The organism is Seonamhaeicola sp. (genome assembly GCF_028281565.1).
In the GTDB taxonomy this organism is placed as follows: Bacteria; Bacteroidota; Bacteroidia; order Flavobacteriales; family Flavobacteriaceae; genus Seonamhaeicola.
Map to the genome: position 1 here is coordinate 90797 of NZ_JANQJQ010000025.1, position 24020 is coordinate 114816.

The following is a 24020-nucleotide window of genomic DNA, read 5'->3' on the forward strand; positions in this document are numbered from 1 at the left end:
TTGATTATTAGTGCGTTATTAAAATTTAGACAGATAAGATGATAAAGAATTTTGTAGAAGAATTAACCTGGAGAGGGATGGTTCATACGGTTATGCCCGGAGCAGAAGAACATTTAATGGAAGGCATGAAAAGTGCTTATATTGGGTTTGATCCTACTGCAGATTCTTTACATATCGGAAACCTGGTACCTATTATGATTTTGGCGCATTACCAGCGTTGCGGACATAAACCCGTTGCTTTGGTTGGTGGTGCCACAGGTATGATTGGAGATCCCTCCGGGAAGTCTAACGAACGTAATTTATTGGACGAGAAGACACTTCGCCATAACCAGGAGGCCATAAAAGGGCAGTTAGCACACTTTTTAGATTTTGAAGGCGACGCCGATAATGCCGCTGTTCTCGTGAATAATTACGATTGGATGAAAGACTTCTCGTTTCTTGAATTTATCAGAGATGTTGGCAAGCACATTACTGTAAACTATATGATGGCTAAAGATTCGGTTAAGAACAGAATATCCTCTGATGCTTCAGAAGGTATGAGTTTTACGGAGTTTACCTATCAATTGGTGCAGGGGTATGATTTTCTTCATTTATACAGAACGGATAATTGCACGTTGCAAATGGGCGGAAGTGACCAATGGGGAAATATTACTACCGGAACAGAATTGATCAGACGTATTGCAGGAGGAAAAGGTTATGCCATTACCTGTCCGTTGATCACAAAATCCGATGGCTCTAAATTTGGAAAATCTGAAGGCGGAAATGTATGGCTGGATGCTAAAAGAACATCACCGTACAAGTTTTACCAATACTGGTTGAATTCTTCTGATGAAGATGCCGAGAAGTATATTAAGATCTTTACGTTTTTAAACGAAGAAGAAATAAATGTTTTAATTGAAGCGCACAAAGAAGCACCGCATTTGAGAGTCTTGCAAAAGCGTTTGGCCGAAGAGATAACCAAAATGGTACATTCTGAAGCTGATTTGGATAACGCTATAAAAGCAAGTAATATCCTTTTCGGGAAATCTACCGGAGATGATTTAAAACAGCTGGACGAGCAGACCTTTTTAGATGTGTTTGATGGTGTGCCACAAACTGAAATCTCAGCTTCTGATGTGGAAAACGGTTTGGATATTATTGCTGCTTTAGCTGAAAAAGGCGGGTTTTTAAAATCTAACGGCGAAGCCAGACGGGCCTTAAAAGAAAACTCTATTTCTGTAAACAAAGAAAAGGTAAAAGAAGGGTTTATGATTACTTCTAACGAGTTGATAAATGAGAAATTTGTTCTGCTTCAACGCGGGAGAAGAAACTATTTTATAATTAAAATAGCGTAAAACATATAAGACCCGATGCAAGAACATCAGGCCTTATACAACTAACCAACCAATTAAAAACTAATCTTTCTTTTTCTTAGCTTTAAGGTTTTGTCGTTTTATAGTTCAAAAGCTTACAAAAAACTTCAAATTTTTTAAGGGCAGATAGTTATAACACCATAAGATTGCAACCACGAATATCAGAGTGATCAAAACGTCCGATAATTTCAAAAGAACCATCAGCATGTATGCGTCCTAAATCCTGAGTAGCAATAAAGGAACAGGAATTGATATTGGCCAGATCAATGATGTTCAAACCACCTGTTTTACCTGTTTTTTGGATAGAAAGCGGGTCCTCGGTATCCCGGGAAAGAACACGCATCCAGTTCGGGCAATTAAAAATACCATTGCCTTTTGAATAGGCCTGACTTAAAAGCTCTGTCATACCATATTCACTGTGTATGGTGGCCACCCCGAACCCGGATTTTAGTATTTGGTGTAACTCTTCTCTTATCAATTCTTTTCTACGGCCTTTCATACCCCCGGTTTCCATTACAACAGTATTTTTTAGGTTGAATTGATACCTTTCAACTAAATCCAAAAGCCCAAAAGACACCCCTATAAGTAATACTTTTTTCTCCCGGGAGTCCAACCTGACCAGGGTTTCTTTTAATTCCGATAGGTTATTTAAATAAAAGCCGCTTTCAGGATGGTTGGATTGTTTTATTAACGCGTCCACCATATAAATGAGTGAGGAGTCCTCACGCTCCAAGTACGATGGTAACAGGGCCAAAACTACATAATCTTTAATATTTCCGTAGAATTGTTTAAAGCCCAGACTAAAGCTTTGCTCGTACATTTTTAGATCAGTAACATGATGTTTACTGATTGAACTTCCCGTGGTTCCGGAACTTGTAAACGTTGTTTCAATAGGTTTTTTCGAGCTTAAAACAGGATGGGATTTAAAAAACTGAATGGGCAAAAAAGGAATGTCTTTTGTGGTATGTACGTCACTGGGTGTTTTATATAATAAATCACAAAAAGACCGATACACCCTATTGTTTTCAAACTGAAATTTAAAAACTTCAAGCGCTTTTTGGTCAAACGCTTGTTCTGTTTTAATGTCAAAGATGGTATTAGGGTCTGTCATAATGTTTCGTTAGACAAAAGTAGATAAAATAAAAAAGCGTTACCTACAGCAACGCTTTTAAAATATATGTTTCCCGTTATTATTTGATTACCAGTTTTTTTGTAGATATGGTCTCGTCTTGTGATACTTTTAATAGGTATATACCAGTATTTAAGTCCGACACATTTAAAGTATTATCTCTAACAGTGCTGCTTAAAATTTGTTTTCCTAGCATATCAAATACACTCACCTGCATTTTGGAATTGCTTTTGCTTGAAATAGTTACATAGCCCGGATCTGTTGGGTTGGGGTGCATTGAGAAGCCTTCAATTTGGTTTTCTTTAGTTGACAAAGCCTGACTAAAAGAACTGGCAATTACTAAGTTGTCTATCCTGATCGTTTCATTTTCGCTTGAAGTTGATTGGCGGAGTGCGAAAGCTGTTATAGCATTTCCGGGATCAGTTTCATCTGAACCTAAAATAGAAGTGTCAGTTTCCAGGGTGGCATCTATCCATAATTGGGCTTGATTCAAGTTTTGATCATATTTAACTGTAACACGATAAGTAGTTGCAAAACTCAGATCTGTGGGCCAAGTATTATCAGCACTACTTTCAAGAGTGGATATGCCTACGTTAAAATCACCACCAGCTGAAGGAGGAACTATGTCAAGACGTGCACTAAAACTACCGGTTCCAACCATAAAATGAGCAAAATATTCATTGTCTGTGCCAGAATAAGGGTTGCCTAAATCATCAACTGAAAAGTCAAAACTGTAATAAATACTTCCGGAAACAGCAGAAAATGAGATGTTGGCATCTTCCTTTGATCCAGATCCATGAACAATTACGGCTTGACCTGATGAAACTTGTATAAAGCCCCCGGAACCACTATGGCTGGTCCATCCGCCATTTCCAACAAGATTTCCATCGGTATAGGCAAAACGATCTGATGTAGTTTGCCCAAAGGAAACACCTGAAATTAATAAAAACAAAAATAAAATGTTAAGATTTTTCATAATAAAAGATTAATAAAATTAGTCTTTTAATATAAATAAAAATCTTACAAAAATATATAAATATACGACGTAAGGTTGTTATTCCACGATAAAACGAAATAACACTATGCTTACTTTATTACTAATTTTCTGGTTTCTTCGCTGACACCGCCTTCGGTAATCTTTAAAATATAGACACCTTTGCTTAGGTTAGAAATGTTTAATTCTTTACCAACTAATGTTGTGGAATAAATTCGTTTTCCTAAAACATTAAAAAACTCAATTCTTTTTACTAAGTTCTTTTTTGAAGTAATATAAACAAAGGTTTTACCACTGTTAACGGGATTGGGGTATATAGACAGTCCTTCTATTTTTTCCTGAACAGGGGTATCATTAGCAAAATTTTGAGCCTCTCCAAGCTGAGAGTAAAATAAAAATGCTAAAAAGAAAAATATGGTTAACAAGTAGTTTTTTTTCATACGCTTTATTTACACTTGCATTAAAATTAATAAAATTATTACAAAAGTTGTACCAAAAAAGTGTTAAAGATTTATGTTATTGGTCGAAAGGTTAAATTTCAGTAAGTTGTTTGTTACCTTAATGTTATTAATTAGGCTATATTAAGTATATTGTCCATTAAGTTTTATATTTACTTTTTACAAACTTTAATTTAGAATGAAGAAAAAAGATATCAAAATACTACTAGTTGATGATGAACCGGATATTTTGGAGATAGTAGGATATAACTTATCGAGCGAAGGCTACCAGGTAATTACTGCAGAGAACGGTTTTGAAGGTGTTAAAAAGGCAAAAAAAGAGTTGCCGCAGTTAATTATTTTGGATGTAATGATGCCTGAAATGGATGGTATAGAGGCTTGTGAATTAATGCGAAAAAATCCCGATTTAAAAAATACAATCATAACTTTTTTAACTGCCAGAGGTGAAGATTACTCACAAGTGGCCGGCTTTGATGCGGGGGCAGATGATTATATCACTAAACCGATCAAACCAAAAGTACTGGTTAGTAAAGTAAAGGCACTTTTAAGACGTTATAAAGAAGAAGATATTGCCGATACGGTTAAAATTGGCAGCCTGGTAATTAACAGGGATGAATACAAAGTTACCTCCAAAGGAAAAGAGATAATCTTACCCAGAAAAGAATTTGAATTATTATCTTTATTGGCATCAAAGCCGGGTAAGGTTTTTAAACGTGATGAAATTCTTGATACCGTATGGGGTAACGAAGTGGTAGTTGGGGGTAGAACCATTGATGTTCATATTCGTAAACTACGCGAGAAATTAGGAGACGATAGTTTTAAAACCATTAAAGGCGTTGGATACAAGTTTGTTGATTAATGCCAAATGCAGACAAAATTTAAAAGATCGTACAGGTTTGCGATAAATACATCGCTTTATATAACCATTTATATAACGCTCTTAACGAGTGTTTTTTTATATTATTTCTTCGAACTAAAATGGTATCATCCACTATTTCTGGCTGTTGGTATATACGTGTTTTCTTTTGCTATTATTCAGTTTAGGGTAGAACGTTTTATCTACAAGCGGGTTAAAAGAATATACGACGATTTAACACTTTTAGAGTCGGCAAGTTTAACGAAAGGGGCCATTACTACAGATATGAGAACCTTAACCCAGGAGATTGATAAGTATGCCAGGGATAAGAAAATAGAGATAGAAACCCTTAGAGTTAGAGAGCAATACCGGAAAGAATTTTTAGGAAATGTGTCTCATGAGTTAAAAACACCTTTGTTTACCGTTCAGGGTTACATTTTAACTTTACTTGACGGTGCTATGGATGATGAAAAAATCAGGAAGAAGTACTTAACAAGAGCCAGTAAAGGCATTGAAAGATTGGGTTATATCATTAAAGACCTGGATATGATTACCAAGTTGGAAGTGGGTGATTTAAGTCTGAAAACGGAAAAGTTTAATATCATAGAATTGGTTGAAAGTGTGTTTGAAATGTTCGAGATGAAAGCCAGTAAAAAGAAGATAACCTTAACCTTTGATATGGATTACAACAGTCCGGTGATGGTCAATGCAGATAAAGAGCGGATTCAGCAAGTATTGGCAAACCTGATCATGAACTCTTTAAAGTACGGAAGGCAAAAAGGAACTACCGAGGTTAGCATAGAAAATCTTATTAAAAACAAGGTGATTGTCCGGGTTACAGATAATGGAGAAGGTATTGAAAAAGAGCATTTGGCACGTTTATTCGAGCGTTTTTATAGGGTAGATAAAAGTGGCTCCAGAAAAGAAGGCGGCTCGGGTTTGGGCTTATCTATTGTAAAGCATATTATTGAAGCCCATAACGAGAAAATATATGTTGAAAGTGAGTACGGTGTAGGAAGTGAGTTTTCATTTACTCTTGAAAAGGCTGAATAATTTCTTGTAATTTATCACATAATCAAAGGCTTTTAAACCTTCAAATTTTCTGACTTCTTCAATTTTATCAATAGTAAACTCCTCTTGCTTACAACTGGGGACGAGATTTAGTTTGGTTAAGCGTTTAGCTAAATATTCCTGTTCAAATTGTCCCGGCGTAGGGATAAAAAAGGCTTTTTTATTCAATTTTGCCAAATCCATTACAGTCGTGTAACCGGACCTTGAAATAACAAGTTCACTTTCATTTATTGTTTTTTCCAGCAAACCTGAGGTCATAAAATTATAAACCGTCATATTACCCTTAACCTGTATGGTCTGTTCGCTTTCCATAACCCCTTTAACAAACACTACTTTTTCAGGATAATTTTTTAGTTCAGAAAGTAGCTTTTCTTCAAGTAAAGTACGCTGAGGCTCTGGGCCTGAAATTAAAACCAAAATTTTGTTTACAGGTTTTACAAATTGTTTTTCAAACCTGCTCAACGGACCGATATATTTAGTGGGAATGTCAAAAGTATCCGTATGTCCCAATTTGCCACTTAGGTTAATATCACCTTCAGTATCAGGTATCCAGCACGCATCAAACTTTTTAATGATCCTTTGGTGCATCTTAGTGCTTAGCCAGGTGGTGCTTCCGCTCAACACATTAAGCTGATGCGTTATAAAAACGGATGGCACTTTTTTGCTGTGTACACCCAATCTGTTATCGGAAATAACCCCTGAAATGTTCTGCATTTCAACAATCTTCTTAGTAGCTCTTCTTTCCGCTTTAACAGCTTGTAAAACTTTTGGAGCATCTTTGATCAGTTTTAATTTAAAGTTCTTGCCTTTTTTGGCGTAGGTAACATTGTATGATGGTAATTCAATGGATGAAAGTGTTGGGAATTCCTTTCGCAACAATGTTAAGGCTACACCATCACTGGCAATTACAGGCTCAAACCCCTGGTGTAATAAAGCATTTATAATGGGGATGCATCTGGTGGCGTGCCCCAACCCCCAGTTTAAGGGCGCAACTAAAATCCGTTTTTTATTTTGCTTCACGAAAATAGCGTTTCGTTTGAAATCTCAAGTAATGAGTAAATGCAAAAATAAAGATATAAACACTGTTGTATATTTCCTTAATTTTACCAAATAATTGCAAATAATAAGAAATAGTTAATAAATAAGTGGGTAGTAAAAATAAGCTAAAACGATTTAAGGAAAACGAGACCTTTTCAAACGTCTATCAACCTAAACGAGACATATTGGTAAATTCGGAATATGAGTTAAAAGGACATTGGAGAACCACGGTTTTTAACAACAACAATCCCATAATTTTAGAGCTGGGTTGTGGAAAAGGGGAATATTCGGTGGCATTGGCACGAAAATATCCTGACAAAAATTTTGTAGGCATTGATATAAAAGGAGCGCGCTTTTGGAGAGGGGCCAAAACTGCTATTGAAGAAAACATTTCCAATGTGGCCTTTTTGCGTATGCAGATAGAACTTATAGAATATGCTTTTGCGGAGCATGAAGTAGATGAAATCTGGATTACTTTTCCGGATCCGCAAATAAAATACAAGCGTACCAAACACAGAATGACCAATACAGATTTTTTGAATAAATACAGGCGTGTCCTTAAACCGGATGGTATTGTCAATTTAAAAACCGACAGCGAGTTTATGCATGGTTATACATTAGGCCTTTTGCATGGTGCAGGCCATGATGTTTTGTATGCCAATCACGATGTTTACAAGCAGGAAGGAAGCCCTGAAGACGTCACGGCCATTCAAACATTTTATGAGTCTCAATACCTGGAACAAAACAAACCAATTACGTATATTAGATTTAAAATTAACTAACATTGAATATTACGTTTATCTTCTTTTTAGGGTTGTTTATTGCTTTAATTGGTGTTATTCCGCCCGGGTTATTAAATATGACAGCAGCAAAAATTAGTTTAAAAGATGGTCATGGAAGAGGTATTATTTTTTCAATCGGGGTATGTGCCATCGTTGCGGTACAAACCTATATTGCCTCAATATTTGCCAGATATTTAAGTAATCATCCGGAAGTAATTGACGTGCTTCAGCGGGTAGCTTTTGTAATTTTTGTGCTCATAACGGTTTATTTTTTATTCGTTGCAAAAGCCACAACAAAACAACAAATTACCCCAAAAATCAGAAGTAAGCACAGCCGGTTTTTTCAAGGCATGTTTTTATCTTCCATAAATGTATTCCCTATACCGTATCAGGCCTATATGACCATTACTTTGGCGTCATTCGGCTGGTTGAATTTTGAGCAGATAAGCATTATTTCTTATGTCGCTGGTGCCGCTACCGGAACTTTTGTTATGTTGTATATGTATATTTTCTTTTTTGATAAGATCAAAAGCAGGGCCTTCACATCTCAAAGGAATATGAATTATATCATTGGTGGGATTACCGGAGTTATTTCCGTTTTTACCTTAATAAATATTATAAAAGAACTGTAGTAATGAAACCGGAGACTTTAAGTTTTTTTGATAAAGTTTACGAGGTGGCCCGGTTGATCCCTTACGGACGTGTTACCAGTTACGGGGCCATCGCAAAATATTTGGGTGCGGTAAGAAGTGCCCGTATGGTGGGGTATGCTATGAATGGTTCCGGAGGAAAGGATGTACCGGCGCACAGAGTGGTAAACAGAAAGGGGCTACTTACCGGAAAGCATCATTTTGATGGCACAAACCTTATGCAACAACTTTTGGAAAGTGAAGGCATCAAAGTTGTTGATAATCAAATTCAGGATTTTGAGGTCGTTTTTTGGGATCCTTCCGTAGAACTGTAGTTGTCATACGGAATTTTTGTTATTATTTCCTAATTTTTCAAAAAATTTACAAATAATTACTAAAAAGACATTCCCAAACCAAAGCTTATGGTTGAAAAGTATTGACTCCCGATTTTTAAGGACTCATAGCCTCCATTTAATTTGTATTGCTTTATGTGATAATTAATTAAAGCGTTAAACTTATTAATGGAATTATTATTTATAAAAGTATGATTGAAATTGGTTTCAATACTAATAGGCTTTCCCAGGAAAATTTCAGCACCCAGACCAAGTGTAAAACCAAAATCATCAACGTTCCCATCTACATAAGATGCTCCAATACCCCACCAACCGTCAAATCGTTTCGTTCTAACTCTATGGTATTTTGCCAAAGCCGTATAAAGGGCAAGCGTATGATATCCGAAATTCGGATTATGCTCCCAGAGTTGAAGGTAGTCCATTTCTAAAGCTAGTTTATTATAAAACCGAAAGTTTATGTTTAAGTGGTTGCCATCTAAACGTGAGTTTTCAAAAATATACCTTGATGAAATGGTTGTTCTGCCTACCGCAGAATGATCATCCCATTCATAACTATAATTACCATTATTAGAATTAAAATAGGGATGTTTCGTTAATGTAGCAGAACTACTGGGACTATCTTTTTCGAAAGGACTTTCAATTAAAATACCATAAGCTGTATAGGCAAAAATTTCCACAAACAATCTACCTATAGTTTCTTCCAGAAGAGAGGTGTCAGAATTTGTAGAAGCGTTATCATTGCCCTCAAATTTAACTTCACTATTAGAGTCGTCGTTTTGCTTTAAGCTTTCTTCAGCTTTTTCTATTTTACTTTGGGAAAAACCCGTGTTGCCAATAAAAACAACCAGTAAAATTAAGAGTAGTTTTTGTTGCATTGGTAATGTATTCAGAATACCATTTTTGACACACAAATCATACCAATTTTGTAGTATAAGTATTTTACATTATACCATAAATAAAACTTCTGGCTTCGGCCTTCTATCTTCTAGCTTTAATGATTATCTTTGCTTTTAGAACGATTCTTAATAAAAGAAATGAAACTTAACAAGCAAGACATATTAAAGGCTTTAGAGAATATTACGGTTCCTGGTGAAGGTCAGAATATGGTAGAAAGCGGTGCTGTAAAAAACGTGGTGACTTTTGCTGATGAGGTTATTGTTGACATCACTATTAAAAACCCTAGTTTGCAAGCTAAAAAACGTACGGAGGTTGATATTCTTAAAACCATTCATGAGAAGGTCTATGAAAAAGCTAAAATTACTGTAAATGTAAAGGTTGATGCACCGGCGACACCTAAAGCAAATGTGATCAAAGGAAAACCTATCCCCGGGATTCAAAATATAGTAGCGGTAGCTTCGGGTAAAGGCGGTGTGGGTAAGTCTACGGTCACAGCCAATTTAGCAGTATCACTTGCAAAAATGGGTTTTAAGGTAGGTGTTTTAGATGCCGATATTTACGGGCCTTCCATACCCATTATGTTTGATGTTGCCAATGAAAAACCATTAGCGGTCAATGTAGGCGGAAAGTCTAAAATGAAGCCCATTGAAAATTACGGTGTAAAAGTATTATCTATCGGATTCTTTACCCAGCCTAATCAGGCAGTTGTATGGCGTGGGCCCATGGCATCCAAAGCTTTAAACCAAATGATCTTTGATGCGCATTGGGGAGACATAGATTTCTTGTTGATAGATTTACCACCGGGAACGGGTGATATTCATTTAAGTATTATGCAGTCATTACCAATTACCGGATCTGTGGTGGTTAGTACTCCGCAAAATATAGCTTTGGCCGATGCCAAAAAAGGTGTGGCTATGTTCCAGCAAGACAGTATTAATGTACCGGTTTTAGGAATTATTGAAAATATGGCGTACTTTACACCGGAAGAATTGCCGGATAATAAATATTATATCTTTGGAAAAGAAGGTGCCAAGAATTTAGCCGAAGATTTAAACGTACCGTTTTTAGGAGAACTTCCATTGGTGCAAAGTATCAGAGAGGCCGGTGATGTTGGTCGTCCGGCAGCGTTGCAGACGGCCACGCCGTTAGAGAAGGCCTTTGAAAAGCTGACTCAGAATGTGGTGCAGGAGGTGGTTAGACGAAACGATAATTTACCGCCAACAGAAGCTATAAAGATTACAACGATGGCAGGTTGTTCGGCAATTAAAAAGTAAAAAGATGACATCGGAAGAAAACAAAGTTTCGCGAACTCAATAATATAGAAATAATGACTAGTGAGCAAATTAAGCTAAATGTTGAAAAGGCGTTAGATGAGATCCGTCCGTTTTTACAAAGTGATGGCGGTGACATTTCGCTTTTGTCTATAGAGGACGATAAATTAGTACGCGTACAACTAGAAGGTGCATGTGTTGGTTGTAGTGTTAACCAAATGACCTTAAAATCTGGTGTTGAAATGACCATAAAAAAGTATGCCCCCCAGATTGAAGAGGTTATCAATATTGAGGTTTAATGTCAATCTGCTATGATATTATCTTCTCTTTCCTGAGAAACGTATCCAAATCGTCTGCCGTAGCAAAGCAACTGTTTACTTTAGCATATTCGTTGCAATAGCCTGAATCTATTTTATAGGATTTGCATTGAAAGTCTGATAGATCAATTTTTTCAAAGTTGATATTTATGTTCTTACATGCCTCATAAAGTTCAGCGATAGTAATTAAACTACTTGTGTCAATTCCGTTTTTTGTTAGGAATCCTCGTAAATAGTTTTCAATAGCATATTGCGAGTTCTTACAAACGGCGTAAGACACAACGTCTTCTTCAGGTTTGTACAACTCTTTGTTAGCCGCATTGAGATTTTCAATGGCCGTCGAAAAAAGTTTGTCAGCGCTAGATTCCATGATCCATTAATTATTTAGTTTGTGATCTTTAATTATTTACATTCAGAATAGCACCAAATTGTGCTACTCTGAATGTTACTTATCATATTTATCATACCATAAGAATGTTAAATGTCCCTATACAGTTCTAAACGTTCCCAATTGGTATTTACTTCTTCTTGTGCTTGCTTTAATAATTGAGCTCCTAATTCAGCATTCTCCTTAACAACTCTGGTAAAACGGGTTTCGTTATACATAAAGTCTTCCAAAGGAATGGAAGGTGCTTTAGAATCAAGCTTAAATTTCTTGCCTTTAGGCTTAGAAGGGTCAAACCTGAACAGTGGCCAGTACCCACTCTGTACGGCTTTTTCCTGTTGCTTAGCGCCGTCTCTTAGGTTATAACCATGATCACCACAATGTGAATAAGCTATAATTAGGGACGGTCCGTCATACGCCTCAGCTTCTTCAATTGCTTTTAGAGACTGAAGGTCTTTGGCACCCATGGCTATTTGAGCCACGTAAACATTGCCATAGGACACGGCTTGTAAAGCTAGATTTTTCTTGCTTGTGCGTTTTCCGGAAACGGAGAACTTAGCACTGGCACCCAAAGGTGTTGCTTTAGAAGTTTGCCCGCCGGTATTGGAGTAAATCTCTGTGTCTAGCACCATGATGTTAATATTTTCACCAGAGGCCAGTACATGGTCAACACCACCATAGCCTATATCATAAGCCCAACCGTCACCTCCAACGATCCAAACAGATTTTCTGCGTAAGTATTCGGTTAGTTGCATTAACCTTTTGGCATTAGCATTATCAATTTGCGCTAACTTAATTTTCAGTTTATCTATGTTCGCAAAATTTTCCGCCTTTTCAGCTTCCGTTTTTTCCGGATTGTTTAGAATGGCTTCAACCAATTCGCTTCCAACCTCACCCTTCAAACTTTCCAATAAGTCGGCTGCATATTCCTGTTTCTTTGATAAGGCTAATTTCATTCCCATACCAAATTCGGCATTGTCTTCAAACAATGAATTGGCCCAGGCCGGACCTCTTCCAAATTTATTTGCCTTATAGGGTGTAGTTGGCAGGTTACCACCGTAAATTGAAGAACAACCCGTGGCGTTAGCAATCATAATGCTGTCACCGTATAATTGTGTCAACATTTTAATATAGGGTGTTTCACCACAACCGGAGCAGGCCCCTGAGAACTCAAATAACGGTTCAAGGAATTGCGATCCTTTTACATTAGTAATTTGCAATTCGGTTCTGTTATAATCCGGAAGGTCTACAAAGTAATTCCAGTTCAGATCTTCCACACTTTCAACTTTAAGTTTACTATGCATGTTAATAGCTTTAAAGTCTGGGTCTTCCTTGCTAACAGCAGGACAGAAGGCTACACAAAGGTCACAACCCGTACAATCTTGTGGGGAAACCTGAAGCACATAAGACTCCTCTTCTTTTGAGAAAGGCCTTCCTTTAGCCGGCACAGATTTTAAAGTAGCCGGTGCATCTTTCAATTCATCGTTTTTAACCACTTTTGCCCTTATGGCGGCATGCGGACAAATAGCTATACACTTGTTACATTGCGTGCATAGGTTCACATCATCCCAAACCGGAACAAAATCGGCAATACCGCGTTTCTCAAACTGAGAGGTTCCTACCGGGAAGGTGCCATCTACCGGGAAGGCACTTACCGGAAGGTCATCGCCTTTACCGACCAGGATCTTGCCAAGAACTTCCTCTACAAACGGGTCTGCGTCGCCGGTTAATATAGGCTTAAGACCTGCATCACTCGTAACCTGTTTTGGATAATCTACTTTTTGTAGGTTTTCCAGCGATTTGTCAACGGCATTAAAGTTCATTTGAACTACGGCCTCTCCCTTTTTGGAGTATGATTTTATAATGGCTTCCTTAATTTTAGCAATAGCTTCGTCTTTAGGCAATACACCGGAGATGGCAAAGAAACACGTTTGTAAAACCGTATTGGTGCGCTTGCCAAGGCTGGCTTCGTGAGCCACTTTCGAGGCATCGATCACATAAAATTCCAGCTCATTATTAATGATCTGTTCCTGCATTAATTTTGGAAGTTTTTCCCATATGTCATCCTTGCTATAAGGTGCATTTAATAAGAAGGTACCTCCTTTTTTAATATGATCCAGAATGTTATATTTTTCTATAAAGTGAAACTGGTGGCAGGCCACGAAATTAGCTTTATGGATTAAATATGTGGAGTAGATCGGATCAGGTCCAAAGCGCAGGTGAGACACTGTTTGTGCTCCGGCTTTTTTAGAGTCATATACAAAATACCCCTGGACATAATTATCCGTAGTTTCTCCAATGATCTTAATGGAATTTTTATTGGCGCCAACCGTACCATCAGATCCTAAACCAAAGAACATACAGTTAAATGTGTTCTTAGCTGTTTTAAATCGTTCACCAATTTCTAAACTTGTATGCGTAACGTCGTCATTAATACCTATTGTGAAGTGATTTTTAGGTTCCGGTTTATCAAGTTCATCAAATACAGCTTTAACCATGGCCGGGTCAAACTCTTTGGAACTTAAACCGTAACGCCCACCTACAACTTTCGGCATGGCTCTGTCACTTTCGTTAAATGCGGTTACAACGTCTTGATAAAGCGGTTCGCCTAAACTTCCGGGCTCTTTTGTTCTGTCTAAAACCCCAATTTTTTTAACAGTTTCCGGCAAGGCATCAACAAAATGTTTAATAGAGAAAGGCCTGAACAGGCGTACGATAACGGCTCCAACCTTTTCCCCGTTTTTAACCATGGTGTCAACAGCTTCCATAACAGGGCCCTGGCCTGATCCCATAATAACAATAACTCTTTCTGCTTCGGGATGTCCTACGTAATAGAATAAGCTATAACGTCTGCCTGTTTGCTTGTAGAATTCCTTCATCGTGTCATCAACAATGTCTGGAACTTTCTGATAATAGGAATTTGCAGCTTCTCTGGCCTGGAAGAATACATCCGGATTCTGTGATGTACCTCTAATGACCGGGTTGTCAGGATCTAGTGATCTTTTTTTGTGAGCCATGATGTCGTCATCAGGCATCATGTCCTTAATAATGTCATCAGTAAACCCGTCAATTTTAGAGATTTCGTGAGACGTTCTAAATCCGTCGAATATATTTAAGAAAGGCACTCTGGATTTCAATGCGGCTACTTGAGATATTAAAGCAAAATCATGGGCTTCCTGAACGGAACCACCAAATAGCATTGAGAATCCGGTTTGGCGGGTCGCCATGACATCGGAATGATCTCCGAAAATGGATAGTGCATGCGTAGCCACTGTCCTTGCCGCAACATGAATGACTGAAGGCAGTAGTTCTCCCGCTATCTTGTACATGTTCGGGATCATTAACAGCAATCCTTGAGACGCCGTAAACGTAGTTGTCAGTGCTCCTGCCTGTAAGGACCCGTGAACGGCTCCGGCGGCACCACCTTCACTTTGCATTTCTACGATTCTCGGAATATTGTTCCAAATATTTTTTTGGCCTTTGGAACTAAATACATCAACATGCTCCCCCATGGGAGAGGCAGGTGTTATAGGATAAATGGCACATACTTCATTGGTCTTATGGGCAACTCTTGCAACGGCTTCATTAGCATCACAAATGAGTTTTGGGAATTCATTTTTCATAATAAAGGAGTCTTAATTTAGCAATGTGGAATTTAATAAGGCTGAAGACCTCTGTTCTATAAAATTACAGACTAAGAGTAGACCTAATCAGGTTATAAAAGTGAATAACGTTTAGGTGTGTACAATTAAATATCACATAAATTTAAAATGAATACCCGTATTAGACTATGACAATTATCATGTCTGAAAATGTGGCGTATAAAGGGAAATAAAAAAGGGTTCCCTTTTAAGAGATCCCTTTCTTAATATAAAATTGTTTAAGCCCGAGTATTATACCGAACAATTATTCGGCGTGTAACCAGGCTTTTTTCTCTAATAATTCTTCTTCTGATTCTACATGGTCTTCGTCAGGCACACAACAGTCTACCGGACAAACAGAAGCACATTGTGGCTCTTCGTGAAAACCTTTACATTCGGTACACTTATCAGGTACTATATAATAGAATTCATCAGAGATAGGTTCGTTCATTTCATCAGCATCAACTTCCTCTCCACCAGGAGTCGTCACAGTACCACTTAAAGCGGTCTCGTCTGCATAGGCCCATTCCTGATCAGGCTCGTAAATTGCGTTATTAGGACATTCTACGATACAGGCATCGCAATTAATACATTCATCGGTTATTATAATCGCCATAATTTATTATTTTTAAGACATGATTTGTAAAAATAGCTATCTTTTTAAAATATTTATATGATAAATTTCATATTGCTTGCAAAAAAGTAAAATTATATTTGAAACTTATCGTATCCATAAAATTATAGATTTTTAATAAATTTAATTAGATTTTTAACTTTTTTATTGCATGACAACAACTCAAATTAAGCATCATCCGGAAACACTTGAAGCAGTTATTATTAGATTTGTTGGTGATTCCGGCGATGGGATGCAATTAACCGGTACGCAGTTCTCTGATACTTCTGCTATGTTTGGTAATGATATAGCAACATTTCCTAATTATCCTGCGGAGATTAGAGCCCCTCAGGGGAGTCTGTATGGCGTGTCCGGGTTTCAGGTGCATATAGGTAGTGTTGAGATCAGTACGCCCGGAGATGAAGTAGATTTATTAGTTGCAATGAATCCAGCCGGTTTAAAGACCAATTTACATGCGGTAAAGCCTGGTCATACCATTATTGTAGATACAGATGCTTTTACTAAAAAGAACCTGGAAAAGGCGCAATATGAGAGCAACCCCTTAGAGGACGGAAGTTTAGATAACTACCGGGTTATTGAGGTCACCATGACGTCATTGACAAAAGAAGCCTTAAAAGATGTTGAAGGATTAGACAATAAGAGTATTACACGAAGTAAAAACATGTTTGCTTTAGGGATGGTTTACTGGATGTATGACAGATCTACAGATCACACCATAGAGTTCTTTAAGAAAAAGTTCCAGTCAAAACCCGCATTAATTGAGGCTAACACTAAAGTACTAAACACAGGGTACTATTTTGCCGAAACGCTTGAATTGATTCCCAATGCTTATGCTATTGCTCCTGCCAAGATGGAGGCCGGAACCTATAGAATAATAATGGGTAATACGGCAACCGCCTGGGGGTTTTTGGCAGCGTCTGAGAAATGTGGTTTGGATCTGTTTTTAGGGTCTTACCCCATTACTCCGGCTTCCGATATTCTTCATGAGTTGGCAAAACACCAGCATTTTGGAGTAAAAACGTTTCAGGCAGAAGATGAAATTGCCGGTATAACCTCCGCCATAGGTGCCTCCTTTGGAGGGAATTTGGCGCTTACCACAACTTCTGGGCCGGGTTTGGCCCTTAAAGGAGAAGCTTTGGGTTTGGCCATGATGATTGAAATGCCTTTGGTTGTGGTAAATGTACAAAGAGGAGGGCCATCAACAGGATTACCAACAAAAACGGAACAATCTGATTTGCTTCAGACATTGTACGGCAGAAATGGTGAGAGCCCCGTTATTGTTATTGCCGCCAGTACACCTGCAAACTGTTTTGATTTTGCCTATGAAGCCGCAAAACTTACCTTGGAGCATATGACTCCGGTAGTTTTGTTAACAGACGGATATATTGCAAATGGTTCGGCGCCCTGGAAGATTAAATCCGTTAAGGACATGCCTGAAATTAAAAGTAAAATTATCCGGGAGGCTAAAGAGAATTGGCATCCATATGATAGAGACGATACAACCTTAGCACGTTTTTGGGCTATACCGGGAACCCCCGGTTTAGAACATAGAGTTGGTGGTCTGGAAAAAGACCGTGTAAGTGGAAACGTATCTTATGTTCCGGATAACCATGAGTATATGGTCAATATCAGGGCTGAAAAAATAAAGCGCGTTCAGGATGCTATCCCGGAATTAAAACCGGAATTTGTTGATTCAGGTGATTTATTGGTTGTTGGCTGGGGCGGTACTTACGGATCCATATATTCGGCTGTAAAACATGTAACAGAGGAAGGGGTTGATACTATAGGTCTTGCACATTTCAATTATATAAATCCCTTGCCTAAAAATACGTTGGATGTATTAAAGCGATTTAAGAAAGTATTGGTTTGTGAACTAAATAACGGACAGTTCGCTAAAGTATTAAAACAACATTTTGATATTGAAATCTTGCAGTTCAATAAGATCCAGGGATTACCTTTTGGTAATGAGGAGTTAGTTCAAAAATTTAAACAATTGGTAAAATAGTATGGAAACAACGGTAGACAATAAATACACCTTTAAGGATTTTGCCAGTGACCAGGAAGTTAGATGGTGTCCCGGTTGTGACGATTATGTTATTTTAAGAGCCATGCAAAAGGCGCTTCCTGAGATGGGTGTTAAAAAAGAAGATGTAGTGTTCATTTCGGGAATAGGCTGTTCTTCGCGTTTTCCCTATTATATGGACACCTATGGTATGCACAGTATTCATGGGAGGGCGCCGGCCATTGCTACCGGAACTAAATTAGCTAACCCTGACCTGAGTGTATGGGTAATAACAGGTGATGGCGACTCCATGGCCATTGGTGGAAATCATTTTATACATGCCTTAAGAAGGAATGTTGATTTAAACATCGTACTCTTTAATAATGAAATATACGGTTTAACAAAAGGACAGTTTTCGCCAACCTCTTTGGTAGGACAGAAAACAAAATCTTCCCCTTACGGAAATACGCAACCACCGTTTTCAGCCGGAGAATTGGCCATAGGGGCTCAAGCGCGTTTCTTCGCACGAATTGGGGGTAATACACCAAAAGAAATGACTCAAATTTTTATTGAGTCTGAAAAGTTTAAAGGGACCTCCCTTATCGAGGTACTGCAGAACTGCCCGATTTTTAATGATGGCTGCTATGACGAGTTTACAGATAAAGCTGTTCGGGAAGACAGGCAATTGTATGTTGAGCATGGTAAGCCTATGATCTTTGGTAAAGAAAAAGATAAAGGGCTTGTTCTAAACGGTTTGAAACTTGAAGTGGTAACCATTGGAGAGGATGGTGTTACAGAAGAAGATATTCTGGTTCACGATGCTAAAGAACAAGATCCTACGCTACACCAAATGCTGGTGCGGTTACATTACCCTAAAGTTACGGGTATTATCAGAAGTTTTGATGATGTAACCCTGGAGGAACGAAAAAATGATCAAATAGAACAAGTTAAATCAAATTCGAAGTTCAGTGTTACTGACGATTTGTTCTTTTCCGGGGATATTTACGAGGTTGAATAAATAATAAAGATCTATGGGATCAGAAGCTATAATTGTTTTTTTTCTTGCCGGAGTTGTACTGGTGGCGGGAGCTAATTTTTTGTCAAATTTAGTATCTCATAAATCAGATAACACGCAGAAGCGGGAACCCTATGAGAGCGGTATGAAAACCATAGGACCTACCTGGGTACAGTTTAAAGTGGGATATTACCTTTTCGCCATATTGTTTTTGATCTTTGATGTGGAAGTAGCTTTTTTGGTGCCCTGGGCAGTGGTTTTTGGTGATTTTGGAGGCTTAGCTTTTATTGAGATATTCATCTTTTTATTCATACTTGGACTGGGGTTACTTTATGCATGGAAAAAAGGCGCATTAAAATGGGAGTAGATAACACATACAAAATACCGGATGATTTTCCCGGAAAAGTAATTCCTGCCGGGAACGGTGCCAATATTGTGGTGACCTCATTAGATAAAATAATTAATTGGGGCCGATCAAACTCGTTGTGGTCCTTATATTTTGGAACCAGTTGTTGTGCCATTGAGATGATGCAGACGGGAGCCTCCAGGCACGATTATTCGCGGTTTGGATTTGAAGTAGCACGCCCTTCACCGCGTCAGGCCGATCTAATTATTATTGCCGGTACTATTGTAAATAAAATGGCGCCTGTGTTAAGACGGTTGTATGATCAAATGGCAGAGCCCAGATATGTTATAGCGATGGGAGCCTGTGCTATTTCCGGAGGGCCATTTTTCTATAATACGTATTCCGTAGTAAAAGGAGCAGACCATGTGATCCCCGTAGATGTTTATGTTCCGGGATGCCCGCCAAGGCCCGAAGCTTTATTGGAAGGTATGCTCATGTTACAGGACAAGATCAGGACCGAGAACATGAAAGAAAAGAAGAACCCTATTGAAGGGTTTGATGAAGGCTTTTATCAATAAGATTATGACTAACGAAGCATTGCAAATACTAATTGGTAGTTGGTTTCCGAATCCTGAGGCTGATAAGGTTGTTGATCAGGTAGAAGTCTTGGCTGATGATGGGGAGGATCCTGTACCACAAGATCCTGTAAACCCCAGTTTGTTGGAATTTGCCGAGGAAGGGTCACAATTTTTAAATGTTGAGGTAAGTCCGGACCATTTACATGAATTAATGAGTAAGTTAAAAGCCAATACAGAAACAAGTTTTGATTATTTATTCTGTTTAAGCGGTGTTGATTGGGGAACGGAACTGGGCATCGTATACCATCTGGAATCTACGGCTCATCGGCATAATATAGTAGTTAAAGTAAAGACAGAGGACAGGGAAAATCCAACCTTTGATTCGGTTTGGGATATATGGCGAACCGCAGAGTTTCATGAACGCGAAGTCTTTGATTTTTTCGGAATAAAGTTTAATAATCACCCAAATTTAAAGCGTCTCTTTTTAACACCGGAATGGGATGGGTTTCCGCTTAGAAAAGATTATGAAGATGCTATAAATATGGTCGTTAAATAGTGTGTATGCAAGAAACCACTACTTTGAATAATAGTTTTAAATCGGAAGAGTATTTCATTAATATGGGACCTCAGCATCCTGCTACGCATGGGGTGCTTCGCCTTTTATTAACTATTGACGGTGAGATCATCAAAAAAGTAGAACCGGATCTGGGTTATATCCATCGTTCCATCGAGAAGATGTGTGAACGGGATAGCTACCAACAAATAGTGCACTTAACAGATAGAATGGACTATCTGTCTTCACATATTAATAATGAAGCGGTTTGTTTAACGGTTGAAAACGCTTTACAACTTGAGATCCCGGATCGTGTAAAAGTGGTAAGAACCATTATTGGAGAGCTTACCAGGATTGCATCGCATTGTCTTTGGTGGGGTGTTATGGGAATGGATGTAGGTGCGCTTACTACCTTTTTTTACGGGTTTAGAGACCGGGAAATGATCAATGATATTTTTGAAGAAACCTGTGGTGCCAGATTAACTATGAACTACAATGTTCCGGGAGGATTAATGTGGGATATCCATCCTAACTTTATTAACAGGGTTAAGAACTTTGTGGCACATTTCAAGACGAAAATTCCGGAATACGATAGATTATTGACAGAAAATATCATATTTCAGAAGCGTACCAAAGGCGTAGGTGTTTTATCAAAAGAAGATGCCATATCATTTGGTGTTTCAGGGCCTGTAGGGCGAGGTTCCGGTTATTCCTGCGACGTTAGAAAATACCACCCTTATAGTGCGTTAGATAAAGTTACCTTTAATGAAGCATTAGAAACTGATGGAGACACCTTCGCACGCTATAATGTGAGAATTAAGGAATTATGGGAATCACTATCAATTGTAGAACAGTTAATAGATAATATACCGGATGGAGAGTACAGGGTAAAAACAAATGCTGTGATAAAACTACCTAAGGGGGAATTCTATCAAAAAGTGGAAACGGCAAGAGGCGAATTAGGAGTTTATATCATTAGTACAGGAACGAAAAACCCCTATAGATTAAAATTCAGGTCGCCGGGGTTTTCAAACTTATCTGCCCTTAACCATATGGCAGTTGGTGGGAAAATAGGAGACTTAGTGGCCACTATGGCTACTTTAGATCTGGTAATTCCGGATATAGATAGATAAAGAACAGAGCATGAGAATAGCTTTAAATATAACCGAAAATATTCAGGAATGGCTACTTGGAATGATGTCCGAGACTGCGGCTAATTATATGGCCATGGTCATTGTTGCCTTGATCTATTTAGGGATATTTTCAGTAGCAGGCTTATTTCTTGTTTTGATAGAAAGAAGAGTAGCCGCCTGGTTTCAATTGCGTATTGGTCCGAACCGGGTTGGTTTTCAGGGTTTACTTCAAACCATGGCAGATGCCCTGAAACTGGTATCAAAGGAGCTTACTGGGACTGATAGGGCCGATAAATTTCTGTACAATTTAGCCCCGTATTTTGTGATCATCTCTTCTTTAATGGCGTTGGGAGTTTTACCTTTTACTAAAGAATTTCAGGCTTTTGATATCAATATTGGCGTCTTCTTTTTAATAGCAATATCCTCAATAGGGGTCATAGGTATTTTATTAGGAGGCTGGGCTAGTAACAATAAGTTTGCCCTAATTGGTGCCATGCGTAGTGGCGTTCAAACCATTAGCTATGAATTATCAGTGGGCTTGTCGCTTTTAACTATGATTCTCTTAACAGGATCATTACAACTTTCGGAAATTGTAGAAGTACAAAAAAGCGGGTGGTTGATTGTTCAGGGGCATATTCCTGCAATCATTGCCTTTATGATCTTTATGATAGCCGGAACTGCAGAAACCAACAGAGCACCTTTTGATATGGTGGAGGCCGAATCGGAATTAGGAGCCGGTTTCCATACGGAATATTCGGGAATGAAGTTCGCCTATTTTTTCTTAGCGGAGTTTATCAATATGTTCTTAATAGCAGCCATTGGAACCACGGTGTTTTTCGGAGCCTGGTTGTCTCCTTTCGGGATCACCGAATCCGTTCCATGGTTAGGAGCATTTTGGTTTCTGGCAAAGACCTTAATACTTGTGTTTTTAATGATGTGGTTCAGATGGACCTTTCCAAGATTACGGGTAGATCAGCTATTAACACTTGAGTGGAAATATTTACTACCGATTAATCTGGTAAATATTGTAATTATGGCATTTATTGTTTGGCAAAACTTAATTATTCAGATATAAATAGTATGGGCTATTTTTCTAACATATACCAGGGAATTAAAACATTGCTGAAGGGGATGAGTGTGACCGGAAAGTATTTTTTGAATTCCAGAAAAGGAGCGATTACCCAGCAATATCCGGATAACAGAGCAACACTTAAAATGTTTGATCGATTCCGTGGCGAAGTTATTATGCCGCATGATGAGAATAATGAGCATGCATGCACGGGCTGTCAGAAATGTGAAATTGCTTGTCCCAATGGTACCATAGAGATTATTTGGGATAGAGGCTTGGATGAAAATACCGGTAAAAAGAAAAAGAAAATAGACAAGTTTGTGTACCATTTAAGTATGTGCACTATGTGTGGGCTGTGTATTGATGTTTGTCCAACCGATGCTATTGAATGGGGACAGAATTTTGAAAATTCAGTTTACGATAGAACCGCTTTAACCAGGGTTTTAAATAAGCCGGGTTCTAAGTTAAGACCCGGAGTGGAAGATTAAACAATGGAAAGAATTATATTTTACATTTTAGCCTTAACCATGATCGTATTTGCCATGGCGGCTGTGAGGAGCCGTAAGATGTTGAGGTCGGTTATTTTTTTATTATTTGTTCTGGCAGGCATTGCAGGCATTTTCTTTTTGATAGACTATAATTTTCTGGCGGCGGTACAACTTACGGTTTATGCCGGGGGCATCATTGTTTTAATAATATTTTCCGTGCTTTTGGTACACCATATTGAATTAGAACTGGAAGTAGCAAAACCCTTAAAGCAGGTCATTACAGGGATTGCCTGTTTATTGGGAATTGGCGTGGTTTTAAATACAATTTACACGCATGATTTTAAAGTTGTGGAAAATGATCTGACCACTAGCACAGCCGATATTGGATCAAAATTATTAAGTGTTGAAGCCGGAGGGTTTATTCTGCCCTTTGAAGTGATAAGTGTGGTACTGCTGGCTGCTATGATCGGGGCCATCATCATTGCCAAGGGCAAGAAATTAGAGAAAGGAAGCTCGGAGACAGAAGACAGAAGCCAAATTAATACCGGTTCAAATGAGATTTGAATTTTAGTAAAAATATCAGGCAAGATGAGAAATAAAATAAAAATTAACCCTTCAACTTCGGTCTGCCGTCATCGGTCTACCGTCTTAAATTAAGTTTTATGATAGAAGGGATTACCATATATGAAATACTAACCGTAACCACCATCCTGTTTTTTATTGGGGTTTATGGGTTTTTAACAAGAAAGAATTTGATATCCATGTTAATTTCTGTGGAGTTGATCTTAAATGCCTCCGTAGTGAATTTCGTGGTGATCAATAAATATTTATATCCGGATATGTTGCAGGGTGTATTTTTTTCAATTTTTATTATTGCCGTGGCGGCCGCGGAAACTGCTTTGGCGGTCTCCATAATAATAAATCTGTACAGGCAAATTAGCTCTGTTGAAGTTAAAGACACTGAGGTCATGAAGCACTAGAAAGTTAGAAGCCCGAAGTTGGAAGTTAGAAGTATAAAACAATTGATTA

Annotated in this window: 26 protein-coding genes; 18 read left to right on the top strand and 8 right to left on the bottom strand. The window is 38.2% G+C overall.

Features of this window, described 5'->3' with window-relative positions:
- Positions 1-38: 38 nt before the first annotated feature.
- On the top strand, positions 39-1334 hold the full coding sequence (tyrS, locus tag Q0983_RS12370) for a tyrosine--tRNA ligase (protein WP_299553588.1): 1296 nt from the start codon (positions 39-41) through the stop codon (positions 1332-1334).
- Positions 1335-1482: 148 nt separating this feature from the next.
- Here tyrS and Q0983_RS12375 read toward each other — a convergent pair whose 3' ends face one another.
- From Q0983_RS12375 to Q0983_RS12385, 3 genes are all read right to left on the bottom strand, one after another.
- Entirely contained in the window at positions 1483-2463 is a 981-nt protein-coding gene (locus tag Q0983_RS12375; RefSeq protein ID WP_299553591.1) for an acyl transferase, read from the bottom strand.
- Between the two features lie 79 nt (positions 2464-2542).
- Complete coding sequence (locus Q0983_RS12380) at positions 2543-3457, bottom strand: T9SS type A sorting domain-containing protein (protein ID WP_299553594.1); 915 nt, start codon at positions 3455-3457, stop codon at positions 2543-2545.
- 110 nt (positions 3458-3567) lie between these two features.
- Positions 3568-3915, bottom strand: coding sequence for a T9SS type A sorting domain-containing protein (locus Q0983_RS12385; RefSeq protein ID WP_299553597.1), 348 nt, complete (start codon positions 3913-3915; stop codon positions 3568-3570).
- 196 nt (positions 3916-4111) lie between these two features.
- Here Q0983_RS12385 and Q0983_RS12390 point away from each other — a divergent pair, with 196 nt between their 5' ends.
- Complete coding sequence (locus Q0983_RS12390) at positions 4112-4792, top strand: response regulator transcription factor (protein ID WP_299553600.1); 681 nt, start codon at positions 4112-4114, stop codon at positions 4790-4792.
- A gap of 6 nt (positions 4793-4798) precedes the next feature.
- Entirely contained in the window at positions 4799-5842 is a 1044-nt protein-coding gene (locus Q0983_RS12395) for an ATP-binding protein (protein WP_299553603.1), read from the top strand.
- Here Q0983_RS12395 and Q0983_RS12400 read toward each other — a convergent pair.
- A complete protein-coding gene (locus Q0983_RS12400) occupies positions 5816-6880 on the bottom strand; it encodes a glycosyltransferase (protein ID WP_299553606.1) in 1065 nt (354 codons plus the stop codon). The genes Q0983_RS12395 and Q0983_RS12400 overlap by 27 nt on opposite strands.
- Positions 6881-7005: 125 nt before the next feature.
- Between Q0983_RS12400 and trmB the strand changes: the two genes are divergently transcribed.
- From trmB to Q0983_RS12415, 3 genes are read left to right on the top strand one after another with little or no spacing between them, the layout of a single operon-like run.
- Positions 7006-7680: a tRNA (guanosine(46)-N7)-methyltransferase TrmB gene (gene trmB / locus Q0983_RS12405; protein WP_299553608.1), complete on the top strand. Its 675-nt coding sequence runs from the start codon at positions 7006-7008 to the stop codon at positions 7678-7680.
- Positions 7681-7682: 2 nt separating this feature from the next.
- Complete coding sequence (locus Q0983_RS12410; RefSeq protein ID WP_299553610.1) at positions 7683-8312, top strand: LysE family transporter; 630 nt, start codon at positions 7683-7685, stop codon at positions 8310-8312.
- A 2-nt stretch (positions 8313-8314) separates the two neighbouring features.
- Positions 8315-8644 (top strand): MGMT family protein, encoded by a 330-nt coding sequence (locus Q0983_RS12415; RefSeq protein WP_299553613.1) that lies wholly within the window; start codon positions 8315-8317, stop codon positions 8642-8644.
- A 59-nt stretch (positions 8645-8703) separates the two neighbouring features.
- Here Q0983_RS12415 and Q0983_RS12420 read toward each other — a convergent pair whose 3' ends face one another.
- Entirely contained in the window at positions 8704-9537 is an 834-nt protein-coding gene (locus tag Q0983_RS12420; RefSeq protein WP_299553616.1) for a hypothetical protein, read from the bottom strand.
- A 159-nt stretch (positions 9538-9696) separates the two neighbouring features.
- Between Q0983_RS12420 and Q0983_RS12425 the strand changes: the two genes are divergently transcribed.
- Both Q0983_RS12425 and Q0983_RS12430 read left to right on the top strand, forming a co-directional pair.
- Positions 9697-10833, top strand: coding sequence for an Mrp/NBP35 family ATP-binding protein (locus tag Q0983_RS12425; RefSeq protein WP_299553619.1), 1137 nt, complete (start codon positions 9697-9699; stop codon positions 10831-10833).
- A gap of 53 nt (positions 10834-10886) precedes the next feature.
- On the top strand, positions 10887-11129 hold the full coding sequence (locus tag Q0983_RS12430; RefSeq protein WP_299553621.1) for a NifU family protein: 243 nt from the start codon (positions 10887-10889) through the stop codon (positions 11127-11129).
- A 10-nt stretch (positions 11130-11139) separates the two neighbouring features.
- Here Q0983_RS12430 and Q0983_RS12435 read toward each other — a convergent pair whose 3' ends face one another.
- The 3 genes from Q0983_RS12435 to Q0983_RS12445 all read right to left on the bottom strand — a co-directional run bounded on the left by Q0983_RS12435 (position 11140) and on the right by Q0983_RS12445 (position 15789).
- Complete coding sequence (locus Q0983_RS12435) at positions 11140-11517, bottom strand: HEPN domain-containing protein (protein WP_299553624.1); 378 nt, start codon at positions 11515-11517, stop codon at positions 11140-11142.
- A 107-nt stretch (positions 11518-11624) separates the two neighbouring features.
- Positions 11625-15155, bottom strand: coding sequence for a pyruvate:ferredoxin (flavodoxin) oxidoreductase (gene nifJ, locus Q0983_RS12440; protein ID WP_299553627.1), 3531 nt, complete (start codon positions 15153-15155; stop codon positions 11625-11627).
- A gap of 283 nt (positions 15156-15438) precedes the next feature.
- Entirely contained in the window at positions 15439-15789 is a 351-nt protein-coding gene (locus tag Q0983_RS12445) for a 4Fe-4S dicluster domain-containing protein (RefSeq protein ID WP_299553630.1), read from the bottom strand.
- Positions 15790-15958: 169 nt separating this feature from the next.
- Here Q0983_RS12445 and Q0983_RS12450 point away from each other — a divergent pair, with 169 nt between their 5' ends.
- From Q0983_RS12450 to nuoK, 10 genes are all read left to right on the top strand, one after another.
- Complete coding sequence (locus Q0983_RS12450) at positions 15959-17812, top strand: 2-oxoacid:acceptor oxidoreductase subunit alpha (protein ID WP_299553633.1); 1854 nt, start codon at positions 15959-15961, stop codon at positions 17810-17812.
- Between the two features lies 1 nt (position 17813).
- On the top strand, positions 17814-18827 hold the full coding sequence (locus Q0983_RS12455; protein WP_299553636.1) for a 2-oxoacid:ferredoxin oxidoreductase subunit beta: 1014 nt from the start codon (positions 17814-17816) through the stop codon (positions 18825-18827).
- 13 nt (positions 18828-18840) lie between these two features.
- Entirely contained in the window at positions 18841-19191 is a 351-nt protein-coding gene (locus Q0983_RS12460; protein WP_299553638.1) for an NADH-quinone oxidoreductase subunit A, read from the top strand.
- Positions 19182-19748 carry an NADH-quinone oxidoreductase subunit B gene (locus Q0983_RS12465; protein WP_299553641.1) on the top strand — a complete coding sequence of 189 codons (567 nt, stop codon included), beginning with the start codon at positions 19182-19184 and terminating at the stop codon, positions 19746-19748. Before Q0983_RS12460 ends, Q0983_RS12465 begins: the two co-directional genes overlap by 10 nt.
- Before the next feature lie 4 nt (positions 19749-19752).
- Entirely contained in the window at positions 19753-20304 is a 552-nt protein-coding gene (locus Q0983_RS12470) for an NADH-quinone oxidoreductase subunit C (protein WP_299553644.1), read from the top strand.
- A 5-nt stretch (positions 20305-20309) separates the two neighbouring features.
- The gene (locus Q0983_RS12475; RefSeq protein ID WP_299553647.1) at positions 20310-21434 is read left to right on the top strand and encodes an NADH-quinone oxidoreductase subunit D; all 1125 of its coding nucleotides are present in this window, start codon (positions 20310-20312) and stop codon (positions 21432-21434) included.
- Between the two features lie 10 nt (positions 21435-21444).
- A complete protein-coding gene (gene nuoH / locus Q0983_RS12480) occupies positions 21445-22509 on the top strand; it encodes an NADH-quinone oxidoreductase subunit NuoH (protein ID WP_299553650.1) in 1065 nt (354 codons plus the stop codon).
- 5 nt (positions 22510-22514) lie between these two features.
- Entirely contained in the window at positions 22515-22991 is a 477-nt protein-coding gene (locus tag Q0983_RS12485; RefSeq protein WP_299553653.1) for a 4Fe-4S binding protein, read from the top strand.
- 3 nt (positions 22992-22994) lie between these two features.
- Entirely contained in the window at positions 22995-23555 is a 561-nt protein-coding gene (locus Q0983_RS12490; protein WP_299553656.1) for an NADH-quinone oxidoreductase subunit J, read from the top strand.
- 98 nt (positions 23556-23653) lie between these two features.
- On the top strand, positions 23654-23971 hold the full coding sequence (gene nuoK, locus Q0983_RS12495; protein ID WP_299553659.1) for an NADH-quinone oxidoreductase subunit NuoK: 318 nt from the start codon (positions 23654-23656) through the stop codon (positions 23969-23971).
- The last annotated feature ends 49 nt before the right edge of the window (positions 23972-24020 follow it).